Consider the following 17,564-nt stretch of genomic DNA (forward strand, 5'->3'; position numbering starts at 1 on the left):
AATTCAAGGAAACAAGAATTTCGAGGTGAATGCATAATGAATATGTCTGTAAAAGAGCATCAAATAGATCATAAAACGAAAATTAGTGTCAGCGGAGAAATTGATGTGTACTCCGCTCCTGAGCTAAGAGAAACGCTTATGCCTAAAGCAGAGCAAGGAGAGCATCTAGAAATCTGTCTAAAGGATGTTTCTTATATGGATAGCACAGGTTTAGGTGTATTTGTGGGGCTGTTTAAAGCGGCTCAAAAAGCAGGTGGAACATTAAAGCTTGAGAACTTGTCGGATCGGCTTGTGAGGTTGTTTGAAATTACTGGATTAAAGGACATCATTGACATTTCTGCAAAAACAGAGGGTGGGGTACAATGAACGAATTAGTAGATCTAATCGAGATGAAAATCCCGGCGAAACCAGAATACGTAGGCATCATTCGTCTGACTCTTTCAGGCGTAGCAAGTCGAATGGGTTATGCCTATGAAGAGATTGAGGACTTAAAAATTGCCGTCAGTGAGGCCTGTACAAATGCAGTTCAGCATGCCTACAAAGGTGATCATGGGGAAAATGGAGAGGTAGCAGTTCGCTTTCTTGTCTATGAGGATCGTCTAGAAATCATTGTCGCTGACAAAGGCGGTAGCTTTGACTTTAAGCAAAAGCAGGAAGGACTAGGGCCTTATACATCTGCTCATACGGTGGATCAATTGGCAGAAGGAGGTCTTGGTTTATATTTGATGCAAACATTAATGGATGAAGTCGAGGTGCAAGCAAACTCCGGAGTTACTGTGGCAATGACAAAGTTTTTAAACAGGGAGCGAGTTGACCATGACACAACCATCCAAAACTATGAAACTAACTAAAGATGAAGTGGATCGCCTCATCCAAAGCTATCAAAACAATCAAGACGAGCAGGCGCAGCTCACGCTTGTTGAATGCTATACAAACCTGGTCGATATGCTGGCGAAAAAATATTCCAAAGGCAAAAGCTTTCATGAGGATCTAAGACAAGTTGGAATGATTGGTTTACTCGGCGCAATCAAGCGTTATGACCCGCTTGTCGGTAAATCATTTGAAGCCTTTGCGATTCCAACCATTATCGGGGAAATCAAACGCTTTTTACGTGATAAGACATGGAGTGTCCATGTACCAAGGCGGATTAAAGAGCTCGGACCAAGAATCAAGATGGCAGTTGATCATCTGACAACGGAGACGCAGAAGTCACCTAAAGTACAAGAGATTGCAGAATATCTAGATGTGACAGAAGAAGAAGTACTTGAAACAATGGAGATGGGCAAAAGCTATCAAGCGCTGTCTGTAGACCAAGGCGTAGAGGCTGATTCTGAAGGAAGCACCGTCACCATTTTAGACGTCGTCGGCTCACAGGAAGAGGGCTACGAACGTGTAAACCAAAAAATGATGCTTGAGAGTGTGCTTCATGTTCTGACGGATCGAGAAAAAGAAATTATCAATCTCACTTATTTGCAAAATAAGAGTCAGAAAGAAACAGGCGATTTACTCGGCATATCCCAAATGCATGTATCGAGACTGCAGCGGAAGGCAGTTAAAAAGCTACGAGATGCATTATCAGAAGATGCGTCTATGGAGCTAGGGTAATGAAGCAGATCGAACAGCATGAGCATGTGAACGCCATTATCTATCAATCGAATAAAGAAGGGAAATCATGCTGCGGGGACAGTTTTTTTATTAAAGCAGATGATGAAGAACTAATTTGTGCTGTAGCAGACGGATTAGGCAGCGGCCAGTTCGCCAATGAATCATCTTCTTTAGTTAGTGAAATTGTCGAAGAATATGGACATGAGGATGTGACGACCCTCATCGACAGATGCAATCAGGCCATGAAAAATAAACGTGGGGCCACGGTTGGCATATTAAAGGTGAATTTTTCCCAGCAGCAATTTACCTATTGTTCGGTTGGTAATATCCGGTTCATCTTGAATGCACCTTCTGGCGACTATATTTATCCGCTTCCGACATCAGGATACTTATCAGGGAAACCTAGGAAATATAAAACATACACCTATTCCTACGAAAAAGGATCGACATTCATTATGTATTCAGACGGCCTGAATGTGCCAAACATGCGAATGTGTTTAAAGCATAGCCATTCAGTTGCAGATATTGCAACGCAACTTGAAACATACACACAAGACAAAAAGGACGATCTCACCTATGTACTTGGTCAGCTCATGTGAAAATAGCTGACCTTTTTTCTGTTTTGCCGGTTTTTTTGATACACTAAAAGAGAAGACACAGTGAGAGGATGCAAAGTATGAAGACATCTGACGTTTTATTGAAACAAATTGCAACAGAATTAAAGCTTTCAACGAAACAAATTGAAAGTGTGATCCAGCTATTAGAGGATGGCAACACCGTCCCATTTATTGCTCGTTACCGGAAAGAGCAGACAGGCTCACTGGACGAGGTGCAAATTCAAACCATTTCTGAGCGCTATACATATATCCAAAATGTCACTACCCGAAAAGAAGAAGTCATTCGCTTAATTTCTGAACAAGACAAACTGACTGATGAATTAAAACAGAAAATCGAACAGGCTCATAAGCTGCAAGAGGTCGAAGATTTATATAGACCATTCAAACAAAAGCGTAAAACAAAGGCAAGTGTGGCAAAGGCAAAAGGGCTGGAGCCGCTGGCAGAATATTTGCTCAAGCTGCCGAATGATCATATCCAAAAGCAGGCTTCTGCCTTTATGAGCGAAGAAAAAGAAGTGACAAGTGTAGAAGAAGCACTTGAAGGCGCTCAGCATATTATTGCTGAACAGCTGGCAGATGACCCTGATATGCGAAAATGGATTCGCAGTGAAACGTACCAAAAGGGGAGTCTTGTCACATCAGGAAAAGACGTTGAAAGCGATGAGAAAAACGTTTATGAAATGTATTACGATTATCAAGAGCCGATCAAAAAGATTGTGCCCCATCGTGTACTTGCGGTCAACCGAGGAGAAAAAGAAGGCATTTTGAAAGCAGCCATCGAACCACCTGCTGAAAATATTCGCTTCTATCTCGACAAACAAGTCATAAAGGGCAAGCAAACGACGGCGAGACCGTATATTGAAGCGGCTATTGACGATGCTTACAAACGCCTCATTCAGCCTTCGATTGAACGTGAAATACGAAAAGAGCTGACAGAAAAAGCAGAAGAGCAAGCCATCCATATTTTCGCTGAAAACTTAAGAAAACTGCTGCTTCAGCCGCCGATGAAGGGGAAACGTGTACTAGGAGTGGACCCCGCATTTCGTACAGGCTGTAAATTAGCGGTCGTTGATGATACGGGGAAAGTTCATCATATTGGGGTCATTTACCCGCATCCACCCGTCCAGAAAAAAGCGGAAGCCAAACAAAAAGTAAAAGAGATCATTCAATCATCAAACATTGAAGTCATTGCAATTGGAAACGGAACAGCCTCAAGAGAGACAGAACAATTCATCGCAGACCTGATTCAAGAGTTGGATCAGCCGGTGTCATATTTGATCGTGAATGAAGCAGGGGCAAGTGTTTACTCCGCGTCTGCACTAGCGAGAGAAGAGTTTCCAGACCTGCAAGTGGAAGAAAGAAGTGCCATTTCAATCGCGAGAAGATTACAGGATCCTTTAGCAGAGCTCGTGAAAATTGATCCGAAATCTGTCGGGGTGGGCCAATACCAGCACGATGTGAGTCAAAAGCAATTGAACAGCTCGCTAACCTTCGTTGTGGAGACGGTCGTGAACCAAGTCGGTGTGAACGTCAATACAGCCTCACAGGCGCTGCTGCAGTATGTGTCGGGCCTTTCAAAAGCCGTCGCAGGGAATATCGTCAAGCGCCGCGAAGAGATTGGGAGATTCACAAGCAGAAAAGAACTGAAGGATATCCCAAGACTTGGTGCCAAGACATATGAGCAGTGTATCGGCTTCCTGCGCATAGCAGACGGACAAGATCCACTTGATCGTACAGGCATTCACCCTGAAAGCTATAAAGAAACAAAACAGTTCTTACGCATGATCAAGATGACGCCAGACGATCTTGGAACAGAACAATTAAAAGAGAAAATCGCTGAGGTGAAGCTGGATGAAGCAGCGGAGCAGCTTGAAATTGGTCCAATTACACTTCAGGATATCATCGATCAGCTGACAAGACCTGAGCGTGATCCGCGGGATGAAGTACCAAAACCGCTATTAAAAACAGATGTATTGAAATTGGAGGACTTGAAGCTAGGAATGGAGCTTCAAGGAACGGTGAGAAACGTCGTCGACTTCGGCGCATTCGTCGATATTGGTGTGAAACAGGATGGACTTGTCCATATTTCAAAGCTAAGCAATCGTTTTGTGAAGCATCCGCTTGATGTTGTGTCAGTCGGTGACATTGTGACCGTGTGGGTAGACTCTGTTGACCAGGCAAAAGGCCGCGTTGCCCTCTCCATGCTGAAACCAGAGTAAACAAAAAACGAGGCGCACCTTAGGATGGGGTGTGCCTTGATGTGACTGAATGTTTTTTTCTATAGAAGTACCAGCATTGATTCAGCAATTTGATTTGGTAATGATTTTTTTCATAAAATGCTTTCTGCATCTGATTTTTCAGCCAGTTGGGCATCGCCCATTCCTCCTTTGATCGAAACAGTGGATGTACCTTCAATGTATGCAAAGGGGAAATTGTCCTGTTCGAGGTTTTTATAGAAAGGAACGATCTTGTTTGAACCAGCCGCAATTACAACAGTTAACAGAGCACATTTCTCAGCAGTTCTTTGGTAAGGAATTTCGCCACAAGGCTGTTTTTAATGACCGCTTAAAAACAACAGGCGGGAGATATTTACTTGGTACACATGATATTGAATTGAATCGCCGATATTTAGAGGAGCATGGAAGAGATGAATTGATCGGTATCATCAAGCATGAGTTATGTCACTATCACCTCCATCTCGAAGGGAAGGGCTATCAGCATCGTGATCGCGAGTTTAAAGAGTTATTGAAACAGGTAGGAGCCCCGCGCTTTTGTACACCGTTAAGGGCTGTGCAAAACAGGCGAGGTGCGCAGAAACGCCATGACTACGTTTGTACAGGATGCGGCAAGCATTTTATCAGAAAAAGACGATTTGATACCTCTCGCTATGTCTGCGGCGTCTGCAAAGGAAAATTGACTTGGCACCGTACGATAGATTCAGTGTGAAAAGCATTCCTAGAGGGATGCTTTTTTATGTCCAATGAAAATGGAACATCGTCTGATATGCAGGAGAGAAAGTAAACATATTGAGACAAAAAGAGATACATGTCTCATTTTGTCTCTTTTTTTACGGCTTGAATTGTCTAAAGCCTATGTTTCAACATGTCGTGATGTTGGCACGTTTTTTGCTTGTATATAAGTGCAAGCAAAAAAGATAGGAGGTTTTACAACATGGAAGTCGCATTGACAAAAGAAAAAGCGGTATGGATGTATCAAAAAATGCTGGAAATCCGCCAGTTTGAAGATCGAGTACACACACTTTTTACAAAAGGAATCCTGCCAGGCTTTGTCCACCTTTATGCTGGGGAAGAAGCTGTCGCTGTAGGAGCCTGTGCCCACCTGAATGAAAAAGACACCATCACAAGTACACACCGTGGCCACGGGCATTGTATAGCTAAAGGCTGTGATCTAAAAGGAATGATGGCAGAAATTTATGGGAAAGCCACAGGTTTGTGTAAAGGAAAGGGAGGGTCAATGCACATCGCAGATTTTGATAAAGGAATGCTTGGTGCCAATGGAATTGTTGGAGGTGGATTTCCGCTGGCTTGTGGAGCAGCCCTAACAGCTAAATATAAGAAGACAAAAAATGTAAGCGTTTGCTTTTTTGGAGATGGGGCAAACAATCAAGGAACATTTCACGAAGGTATCAATCTCGCAGCCATCTGGAAATTGCCTGTCATTTTCATCGCAGAAAACAATGGCTATGGGGAAGCGACACCATTTTCCTATGCTTCAAGCTGCAAATCAATCGTGGATCGAGCCGCCGGTTATGACATTCCTGGGATTCAAGTAGACGGAAAAGATGTGATGGCAGTTTATCAAGCCGCAGAACAAGCAATTGAACGAGCAAAAAATGGAGAAGGTCCGACATTGATTGAATGCATGACATATCGGAATTATGGTCACTTTGAAGGAGATGCTCAGCGTTACAAAATAAATACGGAAAGAACAGAACACCAAGAAGAGAAAGATGCCATCGCTCTTTTTAAAAATGAATTATTAAAGAAGCAGCTGCTTACGAATACAGAAATATCAAGTATTGAAGCGGCTGTAGCGGAAGCGATAGATGAAGCCGTTAGATTCAGTGAAGAAAGTAAATATCCAGATCATACTGAATTATTGACCGATGTGTATGTTTCGTATCAATAAATCAGAAAGGGGAAAGGAAAATGACAAGAGAAATCAGCATGTCTAGTGCATTGAACGAAGCGATCAAACTTGCGATGAGAAGAGATGAGGATGTCATTTTAATGGGGGAAGATGTTGCAGGAGGCGCTCATGTGGATCACTTGCAGGATGATGAAGCATGGGGCGGTGTTCTCGGTGTCACAAAAGGAATCGTTCAGGAGTTTGGACGTGAGCGAGTCCTTGACACGCCGATTAGTGAAGCTGGCTATGTCGGTGCTGCCATGGCAGCTGCTTCAACAGGGCTAAGACCCATTGCGGAACTCATGTTTAATGATTTTATCGGCACCTGTCTGGACCAAGTGCTGAATCAAGGGGCGAAATTCCGATACATGTTTGGCGGAAAAGCGGAGGTGCCCGTCACCATTAGAACAACACATGGGGCGGGTTTTAGAGCAGCCGCTCAGCATTCTCAAAGTTTGTATGCGCTATTTACGAGCATTCCTGGATTGAAAGTGGTTGTGCCTTCCTCGCCATACGATGCCAAAGGTTTACTACTGGCATCAATTGAGGACCAGGACCCTGTCATCTTTTTCGAAGACAAGACGCTGTACAATATCACAGGAGACGTTCCAGAGAGGTATTACACACTGCCGATTGGCAAAGCAGATGTGAAGAGAGAAGGATCAGACGTGACCATCTTTGCAGTAGGCAAACAAGTTCATACAGCACTCGAAGCGGCAGAGCAATTATCAGCTCAAGGTATTGAAGCGGAGGTCATTGATCCGAGAAGCCTGTCGCCACTTGATGAAGAGGCTATTCTGGCTTCGGTAGAAAAAACAAATCGGCTTGTCATTGTGGATGAAGCAAATCCAAGGTGCGGAATTGCCGCAGATATTTCTTCTTTGGTTGCTGATAAAGGATTTGATTTACTCGATGCTCCAATCAAAAAAGTGACGGCTCCTCATACACCGGTTCCGTTTTCACCACCTCTTGAAGATATCTATTTGCCGACACCTGATAAGGTTGTGAGCGCCGTATTAGAAATGATTGGCGATAATCAAGACAAGATATTGAACTAAAGAAAGGAGAGAGAAAGATGGCTGTCGAGGTTGTGATGCCGAAATTGGGCATGTCGATGAAAGAAGGCACTGTATCTGTATGGAATAAGCAAGTCGGAGAGAGCGTAAACAAAGGGGAAAGCATTGCAAGCATCAATTCTGAAAAAATTGAGATGGAGATTGAGTCACCTGCTGAAGGCACTGTATTGGAAATCAAAGTGCCTGAGGGAGAAGGTGTCCCTCCTGGCACGGTCATTTGCTATATCGGTGATGGAAATGAACAGGTTAAAGAAAAGAAAGAAGAAAGAGGCTTGCCGACAAAACCAAAGAAAGAGAGAAAGAAAATCTCCCCTGTTGCTCGTAAAATGGCTAACAATGCAAATCTGGACATTGACACGCTGGTGGGAACCGGACCAGACGGGAGAATTACAAAAGCCGATGTGCTTCAGGCACTTCCTGATCAGAAAGAGAAACAAATACAAAACAATAAGACAGACCATCAACCTGTCAACATGATGCGAAAAACAATTGCCTCACGGATGATGAAAAGTCTGCAAACAAGTGCACAACTCACAATTACGATGAAAGCGGACGTGACAAAACTGACAATATTACAACCTCAGTTGAACGAAACAGCCATAGCCCGTCACGATACAAAATTGACCATGACCGATTTTGTAGCCAAAGCAGCGATCCTTTCATTACTAGAACACCCTGCGATGAACAGTCAATATCAAAATGAAAGAGTGGAAACTTTTGAGTATGTTCATCTTGGGATAGCTGCTGCTTTAGATAACGGCTTGGCTGTGCCGGTTATTCGACATGCGGAGCGACTATCGCTCATTGAGCTATCGAAAAACATCAAATTGTATGGCAAAAAAGCACGTGAAGGCAAACTTCTTCACGAAGAAATCGAAGGCTCTACCTTTACGATCACCAACCTTGGTGCCTATGGTGTAGAGCATTTCACTCCGATTTTGAATCCGCCGGAAGCAGGTATCCTAGGCATCGGCACAATGTATGAAACCCCTGTTTATCAAGGTGATGAATTGTGCAAAGCCCATATCCTTCCACTCAGTCTGACGTTTGACCACCGCGTGCTGGACGGGGCACCAGCATCCGCATTTTTATCATCTGTAAAAGCATATTTAGAAAAACCAGTATCCATTCTTTTATAGGAAGAAGGGAAATACGATGACACTAGTTATTATAGGCGGCGGACCTGCAGGATATGTGGCGGCAATGACAGCCGCTCGTTTTGGAAGAGAGATTGTGTTAATTGATCAAGGACAGTTGGGAGGAACCTGTCTCAATGAAGGATGTATTCCAACCAAATCGCTTTTGCAAAGCGCCGATATGTACGAGGGTGTGAAGTCAGCTGCGCATTTTGGAATTGAACTTCCAGGGGGAAAGCCCATCATCCAATGGGATTCCGTTCAAAAACGGAAACAGTCAGTCGTCAAGCAACTGACAGATGGCGTTCGCTATTTGATGAATAAAAATAAAATCAAGGTGATAAATGGGAAGGCATCATTTCTTTCTGCACATGAGATGTTGATTGAAAGTGAAGGGGCGTCTGAAATCATTCAAGCAAAACAAATCATTATTGCATCAGGGGCAGAGCCTGCTGCCTTACCTTTTGCGCCATTTGATGGGAAATGGTTGATTGACAGCAAGGATGCAATGTCGCTCCCTTCGATACCAGATTCGCTTTGTATCATTGGTGGTGGGGTGATCGGGTGTGAGTTCGCAAGTATCTTTAGCAGAATGGGGACAAAGGTTGTTATGATTGAACAGTCGGTACACATTTTACCTGAAGAAGATGACGATATTGCACAATGTCTTCACGATCAACTTGAAGAAGCAGGTGTGGACATTTTGACATCGGCTGCAGTCAAGCAGCTTGATTCAACCTCAAGGAAAGTGGTGATTGAGAGAAAACATGGTGAGCGGTGTGAAATCCAGTCTGATCTTTGCTTAGTGGCAATTGGCAGAAAGCCGCGGCTTGGAAAGTTGAATCTTGATCAGATTGGCATTGAATATGACAGGAACGGGATCAATGTCAATGAGCATATGCAAACCAATCTCCCGCATATATATGCGTGCGGCGATGTCACAGGAGGAGTACAGCTTGCTCACGTTGCTTTTCATGAAGGCACGATTGCGGCATCCCATGCATCAGGTGAACATGTAAAGGTCAATGAACAAGTGCTTCCAAGATGCATCTACACCTCTCCAGAAATCGCCAGTGTTGGCTTAAATGAAGAGAGTGCTAGAAAACAATATGGGGATATTCGGATAGGGACATGTGCATTTTCTGCAAATGGAAAAGCGTTAATTTTAAATCAACCAGCCGGTCAAGTAAAGGTGATTGTAGAACCGCAATTTCAAGAAATTTTAGGTGTATCAATCATCGGACCGAATGCAACAGAACTGATTGGACAAGCGGCGTTGATGATGCATACAGAGATGACTGCTGATACATTAGAGCAGTTTATTGCGGCACATCCGACACTTTCAGAGGCGATACACGAAGCCTTGCTGCAAACAATGGGACGAGCGATGCACTGCTGAAAAAGACTCTTTTTCTATCCGATTGACTTCTTGGGTTAGCCAATGTTAATTGAAAGCGCTTTTATATTTATCTATAATGAATAAAAAGCCCCCAGAGGAGAGGATGGAATGAATCCGACACCTTGTTATTTAAATACGTGGAAACGTTTTGTTCGTGAAGGTTTGCTTGATAAGTCTCGTCTGGATAAAAGAGTGATGGAATCATGGCACAGGTGTAAACAGGCAAATGTTAATCCGTATTTAGATAAAGGACAGTCGTTCTTAGAAAAGGAATTATTCAGTGCCCAAAAAAAGAAATATTCATTATTCCTCAATACCGCTCTTCCTTACTTAAATAAAATCAGTCAGCAATTAAAAGAATCTGACATGCTGGCCTTACTCATCGATGCAGACGGTTATGTGCTAAGTCTGACAGGAAGCCAAAGGACGATGGTGGAAGCGAGAAAAATTAATTTTATGGAGGGTGCGCGCTGGACTGAAACAGATGTAGGGACAAACGCGATCGGAACGGCACTCGTCATCGGAGAAGCTGTGATGATCAACGGAACTGAGCATTTTTCTATCGCCTCTCATCATTGGAGTTGTTCAGCCGCCCCTATTCGTGATGTAGACGGTACGATCATAGGGGTGATTGATATCTCCTGTATGGCGGATAACAAGCACCCTTTTATGCTTGGAATGGCTTCAACGGTTGCTTATGCCATAGAGAGAGAAATTCAAGTCCAGCAAAAAAGGAGAGAGATGGAGCTCATCACTCATTGTCTCCAGCAGGTGGAAGCGGAGGAACCGTATGTTGTCTGTAATGAAAAAAAGCAAATTGTTTCTGCAAGCAGGTCGATTAGAGAACGATTTTCAGACTGGTACGGAATGGATGTCGAGCGGCTTAAGGGACATCCATTTGTTATCCGGGGAAAGCAGATCATTCAATCAGAGCAAGATGGAAAGATGCTAGGCATTTCTCTTTCCCTTGAAGAAGCAGCGAAAAGCAACATAACCGTTTCTTTTGCTCAATTTCCCGGGGAATCCGGAACAAGTAAGGTGTTTCAACAGACGCTCATCGAGATGAAGAGAGCGGCACAAACAGATGCTAATGTATATATTTGGGGAGAAACAGGTACAGGGAAAGAACTGGCCGCTAGAGCCATTCACTCAGCCAGTGAAAGGCATAGAGGGCCGTTTATTGCTGTTAATTGTGGAGCCATTCCTGAAAGCCTGTTAGAAAGCGAATTATTTGGCTATGCTGAAGGGGCTTTTACAGGGGCAAAACGTCATGGAGCAAAAGGAAAATTTGAACAAGCTCATAAAGGAACACTCTTTTTAGACGAAATTGGCGAAATCCCATATGCGATGCAAGTAGCGCTACTTAGGGTGATAGAAGAAAGGAAAGTCGTACCGCTCGGCGGGACACATGAAATCCCTTTGGATATTAGAATTATTACAGCGACACACCGAAATATGAACGAACTGCTGAAGGAAGGAAAAATACGAGAAGACTTGTATTATCGTCTTCATGTCTACCCAATCAACATCCCGCCACTTAGAGAAAGAAAAGAAGACATCCATGATTTATATCGTTATTACCAAAAGAAGCACCAATGGAATGCGGTATTTCCTGAATCATTTTTTCAGAAATTGCAGGAGTATCATTGGCCAGGAAACATACGAGAGCTTTTTAATCTGTTTGAACATATAAGGGTCCTCTTTCCTAAAAGCGGTTGGATTGGTGAATCGCAATATGCTTCAGTATTAGAGGCGATTGATCAGAAAAAGCAGAAGCTGCATCCAGCAGAGTGTACTGAGATTCCAAAAGAACTTACGTTTAGAGAGCGCATTCAAAAGCAAACAGTGATAGAAGCACTTCATAAAACGAAAGGTCATGTGTCAGAAGCAGCGAGGTTAGCAGGGGTGCCAAGAAGTACCTTTTATAAGTGGATGCGAAAGTTTAAGCTGTCTTAATCTCCTGAGGAAGGTTGCATCAAGGCCCTTGGTCTACGTTAAGAGGTCGGGGCCTTTCTGCCAAGTTAAACAAATGGCATGGAATAAGGCTTGACTGTTATATTAGTATATGTTAAATTATAAAAGCCGTCGCAAATGGGGTAGGAATGAAACGCTAAAAATTCTTGACACATTTTTCTGGCATAGATATAATGAAACATGTCTTATTATTCCGCAGTAGCTCAGTGGTAGAGCTATCGGCTGTTAACCGATCGGTCGTAGGTTCGAGTCCTACCTGCGGAGCCAAAATGGAGAAGTACTCAAGTGGCTGAAGAGGCGCCCCTGCTAAGGGTGTAGGTCGCGCAAGCGGCGCGAGGGTTCAAATCCCTCCTTCTCCGCCATTTATCTGGCCCGTTGGTCAAGCGGTTAAGACACCGCCCTTTCACGGCGGTAACACGGGTTCGAATCCCGTACGGGTCATGTTTTGTTTAATTGATTGATTCGTTGGGCTATAGCCAAGCGGTAAGGCAACGGACTTTGACTCCGTCATGCGTTGGTTCGAATCCAGCTAGCCCAGCCATTTTTTATATTTGTTTTTCTGCATAGCAGATGAGCCATTAGCTCAGTTGGTAGAGCATCTGACTTTTAATCAGAGGGTCGAAGGTTCGAGTCCTTCATGGCTCACCATTGTCACGCGGGTGTGGCGGAATTGGCAGACGCGCTAGACTTAGGATCTAGTGTCTTTATGACGTGGGGGTTCAAGTCCCTTCACCCGCATTGTTTTTTCAAACAGTGCACTTATTGATATATGAGCACTTCATACACGCGGTCGTGGCGGAATGGCAGACGCGCTAGGTTGAGGGCCTAGTGGGTGAATAACCCGTGGAGGTTCAAGTCCTCTCGGCCGCATCAATGATACCAAGGGTTGTAGACCTTTGGTGTTTTTATTTTATATAACTGCTAAATAAATCTGTCCAAAGTCTGTCCACTCACCTTAAGATTAGCAGTAAGTCATGTGAATGACTTAAATCATGGAAATGGACAGGCTCAATCTTTCCTCCTTAACTTAACAAATCTGTTTTATCTTTCTATTGAAAATATATATAGTAGGCGGTCTGTCTCTGTATTGAAACATATAAGTATCTTCTGATTGATGTATTCCTATTCGATGAGATGTAGTCTCAATTCACCAGGTAATGGGATAAGTTTTGAATTGATACTTATAAGAGTTCAGAAAGAGAGTTTCGAGAAATAGAAAAAAAGCCTAAAATACCGTGTAGCTGCTTATAGTATATTATTCGTTAAGTAAACACTATAGGGTCGCTTCCTCCTAGAAAGTGTCCAGTATGATTAATACGTTTACCCCAAACCTGAGAACACAAGGAATCAAGTAAATCGGTATAAAATCTATAATTCCCATCGCTATATCATTTTTACTCACCCCTTCATATACATCTGCTGCAATTATTTTGACATATCAATTATTCTAAAGATATCACTCCAGAGAAAGGCATTTAACGAAAACAAGAGATAAAATAGAAAGATTTAAAAATAAACAAGTTGTAAGTGCAGGATGTCTCCTGCCTAGGATTTAGTGTAGACGGTCTCTTAATAAAAAAGAATCATCCCAGCTATAGCGATCATTCCTTTTGGAAGGTTATTTACTTTCTACTTATTGTTTCACTTAGGTTTCTCCCTTAGTTTTTTGCCTAAGTCCGCCATCATATCTATTATTGGGATATATTCACGCCCTTTAGGTGTTAATGAATATTCAACATGTGGAGGGACTTTAGGAAAAATCTCTCGCTTAATTAATCCATCTGTTTCGAGTTTCTCTCAACTGTTTTGTTAGATAACCTTGTGAAAAGTCCCATAAACAAAACTATAATTTTGCTATAACGACGTTCTTTTGTTTTAAAAATCCAAAGAATAATATACTTCCATCGTCCTGAAAGCATATATAGGTAAATACCATATACTTCTCTTTGTTCTTCTATACATTCTTTGTCAAATCCATCCTTACATATTCTAGACACCTTTTTCACATTCGATAGTTACATGAGAGAGTTCAGAAATATTTGATAATGTGTTTTATTCTGGCGAAGGATAGCCTTCATTCATAACCAGTGATATGGATTTACTTAGTTGATAACCCACAGTGAGTGAACAACCCTTGGAGGTTCAAGTCTTTTTGGCAGCAAATATGCTTTGGAAGAAGATACATTAATTAAGGCTCATCCGATACTTTAAAAATAAGATTAATGAAACTATGCTTTTTATATACTTTGACATTCTAAAAGGAATAAATAATTTACTCTCATTACAGAAGAGGTGTTAATACCACAGAAGAAGCAGTTTAAATTTGGTCATTACCCGTCATTATGGATCAGTCACTTCTCGTAAATTTAGTGGAATTACTGTAGTGAGAATTTGTAAACTAATGTCCACCAATATTTAAAATCCACCCTTTATTCTTATTGTTAGCACTATCGTGAGAAATCATTATATGAAAATAGACGCTAAGAGAAACCCGAAAATATGCAAGAAAAAGTGCGCCTCCACCAGCAGAGAAAGGCTGAAAAATATGTTGGATATAGAAAAAATTTAATTTTGTTGTTACAATTAACAGGAAATAAAGGATTGAATACCTTTATATACCATTTTATACAAAAATCATCATGTTGTTGGAAAGGGGAATAGATTACTTAATGAACAAGAAAATAACTTTCAGTATTGTTGGATTAGTGGCGTTAATTTTAATTGGGTTTTTTTCAGTAAACTATTTCTATGATTATCAAGCCAAGAAAATCGCATCTGAAACTGAAAATTATTTAATCAATGAAGAGGATAAGAAAAAAGAAGATATCAAAGAAGTTAAAGGTATTCGATCTAAGGTTGGAGATTATGGGATTTTGGTAAGAGTCATCTATAAAAGTGAACCTAACATACATTATTTTTACATTTCGAATAACGGCAAAATAATGTTTGAAGGTAAGGAAGATTTAAGTAAAGCTAAAGATCCAGTTCTTAATAAGAATGAATAACAAATGAGGGAGGAAACAAGTTTTGTTTGCGAGAGTTTTCACTATTTTTGTTGTTGCTTTAGGATGTTTGTTTACTATTGTATTGCATTCAGCACAAGCAGTGAAATATAGCAATGGTCAGACTGCTAAAGCTGGGGATGTGTTGATCTCGAAAAAGTCATTGGACAATTACTTTGTTGGACACGCTGCAATAGTTGGGGGCGATGGTGCTACTGCAGTGGAAGTATATAAAGGAAGAACCACTGTAAAAAGCTCTAAGCTTAGTAATTGGTTTAAAAAGCAAGACAGAGGATATAACGTAATGCGTTACAAGGATTCTAGCGTAGCAAAAGGTGCTGGAAATTGGGCGAGTTATAATGTAGGAGCAAAGTATAACTATAAGATTGTGTCTTCTTCTGCTTTAAGAGATTGGAAAGATCTTTATTGCTCCAAATTTGTATATCAAGCGTTCTATTTTAGTGGAGGGGTTAAGCTAAAAATAATAGGTGATCAAGCTGTGATGTGGGAATATCCCCCTACTTCAAGTTGGGTCATCAATCCGAACTTTATGATTGTCATGGAGAACTTTACTCGGATTAAATGAGGTTGTATAATCCGGTGCTAGTCTTACATTAATTTAGTCTATATAGTCGGAAAAATAAATAGAAAAAAACTAAAGTTGTAGTGGGATTCATCATCTGAAAAGAACTAAATATTTCAGAACTTGCATAAAACTCCTTTTAAGCTTATTCCAGTCAAATAAACGGTATTATAGATATAGAACTATTTATAAATAAAATTTACCCTGGCAAATGAATATTAAAAATGTAGTAAGTGAGATAAAACGCCCGACTGGACAGCTTTATTTCTCTTCTTATTCATAATATGTGTCATACACTTCTTGATATTGACACTTTAATTTGTCTATTAGATTTTGGTCACGGGAGATCATATCAAGCACATCATAATCAACATAGACAAGATAGCTTCATTATAAAACAAGATATACGCTGAAATTACTCTTTTTACAACACTTTTGATATATTGATACACCTTCTCAAAACGAACATGTTGGATAGATGCAAATATGACATTTGCGTCTATCTCTTCATGATAAACGATGGCTTCATACCACTTCTTGATCTTGATATACTTCCCTATATTAGTTTTTTCTCGATATCTGTGGTCATTTATCATATAACCCGAAATAAACGTAATATCAATTGCCTCTGATTGGTTTAGTGTTTTGTTTAATGTCTCTTTTAGTAAACGTAATTCCCCATTTTCAAAGAGTTCAACTCCGAATCGAATTCTCAATTCTGGAGATACTTGAAAAAATGGGATGACAGTATTTTTGTGAAATTTATATGGAACTTGTTTATTCCTTTCATGATTGAACCTCCTATCTATATTTGTGTAACCATATCATGTGCGGTGCTCTTTTAAATCCTAAATTGCAATTATTTCCGAATCATGTTACAATAAGAATAATTATTTTTGTTCGGCGTAAAGGATAGCATGAAGAAAGACTTTTCGTCTTGAGGATACTTTGGGCAAGGATAGTATAATACATTGTGTGATAACGCACTAGGAGGCAACAAACATGGAACAAGGTACAGTAAAATGGTTTAACGCAGAAAAAGGTTTTGGATTTATCGAACGTGAAGAAGGAGACGATGTATTTGTACACTTCTCTGCTATCCAAGGTGACGGATTCAAATCTTTAGACGAAGGTCAAAAAGTAACATTTGACGTTGAGCAAGGTTCTCGTGGAGCTCAAGCTGCTAACGTTCAAAAAACTGCTTAATCTGCATCTTCATTATCTAAAAACAGGTTCTCTATAGAGGGCCTGTTTTTTTATGTTTTCTCTTATTTCTTCAATAAAAAACCCTACTCAGCGTGCCGAGTAGGGAGATGTTACAAGGTAATCGTAAAAAATTCATGCTTCAAAGGTTTATCAACAGTATAGCATAATAGATTGACAAAATGCGGAATTTGCCTAAATAATTTCTTTTTCTTTACTGAGTTCAAAGAGAGGGAATTTGTTCGTATAGAAAATGTATTTGAAAATGGGGAAGAAGGTAGAGAAACTTAACAGAAACTGTTTATTTGTTTTTCAGTAATTCCTTTGATAACTTCAAGTTCACTAAGCAAATACTCATAAGCATTGTCAAGCATTTTCTTTTCGCTTGCATTCAGTGCTTTTTCTTTCTTCATTCGCATGAGGTCACGTACAACTTCAACGCCTTCTTGTATGTCGCCCGTTTTTATTTTGTTCGTGTTGATTTTATATCTTTCTTTCCACGGCAATAATTTATCTGATTTTCCATTCTGAAAAATGTGTATAATGTTCTTTAATGCAAGTACATCTGTAACTGGTCTTATACTTGACCCCGACATTTTCCTCGTTGGAATCATCACTTTCATATGGCTAATTGACATTTTAATGACATAATACTGTTGTTTTTCATCAGAGAATTCCTTTTCTTCTATGGCTTCAATTATACCTGCTCCATGCATTGGATACACAATGTTATCACCAATTTGAAACATATCATCCACCTCCATATTAAGTACCTACTTTAAGGATACCACAAATCGAGGTAAAATAATCAAATTTATAA

Annotated in this window: 17 protein-coding genes and 7 tRNA genes; 21 read left to right on the forward strand and 3 right to left on the reverse strand. The window is 40.9% G+C overall.

Features of this window, described 5'->3' with window-relative positions; translation table 11 throughout:
* Positions 1-36 precede the first annotated feature (36 nt).
* The 5 genes from NPA43_RS02560 to NPA43_RS02580 all read left to right on the forward strand — a co-directional run bounded on the left by NPA43_RS02560 (position 37) and on the right by NPA43_RS02580 (position 4,441).
* Positions 37-366: an anti-sigma factor antagonist gene (locus NPA43_RS02560; protein ID WP_099728413.1), complete on the forward strand. Its 330-nt coding sequence runs from the start codon at positions 37-39 to the stop codon at positions 364-366.
* Positions 363-851 (forward strand): anti-sigma B factor RsbW, encoded by a 489-nt coding sequence (rsbW, locus tag NPA43_RS02565; RefSeq protein WP_230031324.1) that lies wholly within the window; start codon positions 363-365, stop codon positions 849-851. The genes NPA43_RS02560 and rsbW overlap by 4 nt, the downstream gene beginning before the upstream one ends.
* Positions 817-1,605 carry an RNA polymerase sigma factor SigB gene (gene sigB / locus NPA43_RS02570; protein WP_099728411.1) on the forward strand — a complete coding sequence of 263 codons (789 nt, stop codon included), beginning with the start codon at positions 817-819 and terminating at the stop codon, positions 1,603-1,605. Before rsbW ends, sigB begins: the two co-directional genes overlap by 35 nt.
* Entirely contained in the window at positions 1,605-2,204 is a 600-nt protein-coding gene (locus NPA43_RS02575; protein WP_099728410.1) for a PP2C family serine/threonine-protein phosphatase, read from the forward strand. Before sigB ends, NPA43_RS02575 begins: the two co-directional genes overlap by 1 nt.
* A gap of 77 nt (positions 2,205-2,281) precedes the next feature.
* The gene (locus NPA43_RS02580; RefSeq protein ID WP_256499325.1) at positions 2,282-4,441 is read left to right on the forward strand and encodes a Tex family protein; all 2,160 of its coding nucleotides are present in this window, start codon (positions 2,282-2,284) and stop codon (positions 4,439-4,441) included.
* A 19-nt stretch (positions 4,442-4,460) separates the two neighbouring features.
* On the opposite strand, the gene cmpA is transcribed toward NPA43_RS02580, so the two are convergent.
* The gene (gene cmpA / locus NPA43_RS02585; RefSeq protein WP_008346893.1) at positions 4,461-4,595 is read right to left on the reverse strand and encodes a cortex morphogenetic protein CmpA; all 135 of its coding nucleotides are present in this window, start codon (positions 4,593-4,595) and stop codon (positions 4,461-4,463) included.
* A 99-nt stretch (positions 4,596-4,694) separates the two neighbouring features.
* On the opposite strand from cmpA, the gene NPA43_RS02590 reads away from it, so the two are divergent.
* From NPA43_RS02590 to NPA43_RS02650, 13 genes are all read left to right on the forward strand, one after another.
* Positions 4,695-5,168: a SprT family protein gene (locus tag NPA43_RS02590; RefSeq protein ID WP_099728407.1), complete on the forward strand. Its 474-nt coding sequence runs from the start codon at positions 4,695-4,697 to the stop codon at positions 5,166-5,168.
* A 225-nt stretch (positions 5,169-5,393) separates the two neighbouring features.
* Positions 5,394-6,371 (forward strand): thiamine pyrophosphate-dependent dehydrogenase E1 component subunit alpha, encoded by a 978-nt coding sequence (locus NPA43_RS02595; protein WP_099728406.1) that lies wholly within the window; start codon positions 5,394-5,396, stop codon positions 6,369-6,371.
* A gap of 20 nt (positions 6,372-6,391) precedes the next feature.
* Positions 6,392-7,429 carry an alpha-ketoacid dehydrogenase subunit beta gene (locus NPA43_RS02600; RefSeq protein WP_256499326.1) on the forward strand — a complete coding sequence of 346 codons (1,038 nt, stop codon included), beginning with the start codon at positions 6,392-6,394 and terminating at the stop codon, positions 7,427-7,429.
* A gap of 17 nt (positions 7,430-7,446) precedes the next feature.
* The gene (locus NPA43_RS02605; RefSeq protein WP_256499327.1) at positions 7,447-8,586 is read left to right on the forward strand and encodes a dihydrolipoamide acetyltransferase family protein; all 1,140 of its coding nucleotides are present in this window, start codon (positions 7,447-7,449) and stop codon (positions 8,584-8,586) included.
* A gap of 16 nt (positions 8,587-8,602) precedes the next feature.
* On the forward strand, positions 8,603-9,982 hold the full coding sequence (gene lpdA, locus NPA43_RS02610) for a dihydrolipoyl dehydrogenase (RefSeq protein ID WP_256499328.1): 1,380 nt from the start codon (positions 8,603-8,605) through the stop codon (positions 9,980-9,982).
* A gap of 108 nt (positions 9,983-10,090) precedes the next feature.
* Positions 10,091-11,938 carry a sigma-54-dependent Fis family transcriptional regulator gene (locus NPA43_RS02615; RefSeq protein WP_256499329.1) on the forward strand — a complete coding sequence of 616 codons (1,848 nt, stop codon included), beginning with the start codon at positions 10,091-10,093 and terminating at the stop codon, positions 11,936-11,938.
* A gap of 210 nt (positions 11,939-12,148) precedes the next feature.
* A tRNA-Asn gene (locus NPA43_RS02620) sits at positions 12,149-12,223 on the forward strand.
* 4 nt (positions 12,224-12,227) lie between these two features.
* Positions 12,228-12,318: transfer RNA gene (locus tag NPA43_RS02625), tRNA-Ser, on the forward strand.
* A 7-nt stretch (positions 12,319-12,325) separates the two neighbouring features.
* A tRNA-Glu gene (locus NPA43_RS02630) sits at positions 12,326-12,397 on the forward strand.
* Positions 12,398-12,422: 25 nt separating this feature from the next.
* Positions 12,423-12,497, forward strand: a tRNA-Gln gene (locus NPA43_RS02635).
* Positions 12,498-12,528: 31 nt separating this feature from the next.
* Positions 12,529-12,604, forward strand: a tRNA-Lys gene (locus tag NPA43_RS02640).
* Positions 12,605-12,611: 7 nt separating this feature from the next.
* Positions 12,612-12,694, forward strand: a tRNA-Leu gene (locus NPA43_RS02645).
* Positions 12,695-12,742: 48 nt separating this feature from the next.
* Positions 12,743-12,826 (forward strand) — tRNA-Leu (locus NPA43_RS02650).
* Between the two features lie 771 nt (positions 12,827-13,597).
* Here NPA43_RS02650 and NPA43_RS19195 read toward each other — a convergent pair.
* Positions 13,598-13,729 (reverse strand): winged helix-turn-helix transcriptional regulator, encoded by a 132-nt coding sequence (locus NPA43_RS19195; protein ID WP_371930235.1) that lies wholly within the window; start codon positions 13,727-13,729, stop codon positions 13,598-13,600.
* Positions 13,730-14,625: 896 nt separating this feature from the next.
* On the opposite strand from NPA43_RS19195, the gene NPA43_RS02660 reads away from it, so the two are divergent.
* From NPA43_RS02660 to NPA43_RS02670, 3 genes are all read left to right on the forward strand, one after another.
* A complete protein-coding gene (locus NPA43_RS02660; RefSeq protein WP_256499330.1) occupies positions 14,626-14,961 on the forward strand; it encodes a DUF3139 domain-containing protein in 336 nt (111 codons plus the stop codon).
* 22 nt (positions 14,962-14,983) lie between these two features.
* Positions 14,984-15,544 carry a YiiX/YebB-like N1pC/P60 family cysteine hydrolase gene (locus NPA43_RS02665; RefSeq protein ID WP_256499331.1) on the forward strand — a complete coding sequence of 187 codons (561 nt, stop codon included), beginning with the start codon at positions 14,984-14,986 and terminating at the stop codon, positions 15,542-15,544.
* Between the two features lie 999 nt (positions 15,545-16,543).
* Positions 16,544-16,747, forward strand: a complete 204-nt coding sequence (locus tag NPA43_RS02670; RefSeq protein ID WP_003214229.1) for a cold-shock protein — start codon at positions 16,544-16,546, stop codon at positions 16,745-16,747.
* Between the two features lie 284 nt (positions 16,748-17,031).
* On the opposite strand, the gene NPA43_RS02675 is transcribed toward NPA43_RS02670, so the two are convergent.
* The gene (locus NPA43_RS02675; RefSeq protein WP_099728400.1) at positions 17,032-17,493 is read right to left on the reverse strand and encodes a CarD family transcriptional regulator; all 462 of its coding nucleotides are present in this window, start codon (positions 17,491-17,493) and stop codon (positions 17,032-17,034) included.
* Between the last annotated feature and the right edge of the window lie 71 nt (positions 17,494-17,564).

It is taken from the genome of Bacillus pumilus, assembly GCF_024498355.1.
Taxonomy (GTDB): Bacteria; Bacillota; Bacilli; order Bacillales; family Bacillaceae; genus Bacillus; species Bacillus pumilus_P.

Coding starts and splice junctions, on each gene's coding strand:
- NPA43_RS02560 (WP_099728413.1), top strand. CDS start 37: ATGAATATGTCTGTAAAAGAGCATCAAATAGATCATAAAACGAAAATT.
- lpdA (WP_256499328.1), top strand. CDS start 8,603: ATGACACTAGTTATTATAGGCGGCGGACCTGCAGGATATGTGGCGGCA.
- NPA43_RS02600 (WP_256499326.1), top strand. CDS start 6,392: ATGACAAGAGAAATCAGCATGTCTAGTGCATTGAACGAAGCGATCAAA.
- NPA43_RS02605 (WP_256499327.1), top strand. CDS start 7,447: ATGGCTGTCGAGGTTGTGATGCCGAAATTGGGCATGTCGATGAAAGAA.
- cmpA (WP_008346893.1), bottom strand. CDS start 4,595: ATGCCCAACTGGCTGAAAAATCAGATGCAGAAAGCATTTTATGAAAAA.
- NPA43_RS02675 (WP_099728400.1), bottom strand. CDS start 17,493: ATGTTTCAAATTGGTGATAACATTGTGTATCCAATGCATGGAGCAGGT.
- sigB (WP_099728411.1), top strand. CDS start 817: ATGACACAACCATCCAAAACTATGAAACTAACTAAAGATGAAGTGGAT.
- rsbW (WP_230031324.1), top strand. CDS start 363: ATGAACGAATTAGTAGATCTAATCGAGATGAAAATCCCGGCGAAACCA.
- NPA43_RS02615 (WP_256499329.1), top strand. CDS start 10,091: ATGAATCCGACACCTTGTTATTTAAATACGTGGAAACGTTTTGTTCGT.
- NPA43_RS02660 (WP_256499330.1), top strand. CDS start 14,626: ATGAACAAGAAAATAACTTTCAGTATTGTTGGATTAGTGGCGTTAATT.
- NPA43_RS02595 (WP_099728406.1), top strand. CDS start 5,394: ATGGAAGTCGCATTGACAAAAGAAAAAGCGGTATGGATGTATCAAAAA.
- NPA43_RS02580 (WP_256499325.1), top strand. CDS start 2,282: ATGAAGACATCTGACGTTTTATTGAAACAAATTGCAACAGAATTAAAG.
- NPA43_RS02575 (WP_099728410.1), top strand. CDS start 1,605: ATGAAGCAGATCGAACAGCATGAGCATGTGAACGCCATTATCTATCAA.
- NPA43_RS02670 (WP_003214229.1), top strand. CDS start 16,544: ATGGAACAAGGTACAGTAAAATGGTTTAACGCAGAAAAAGGTTTTGGA.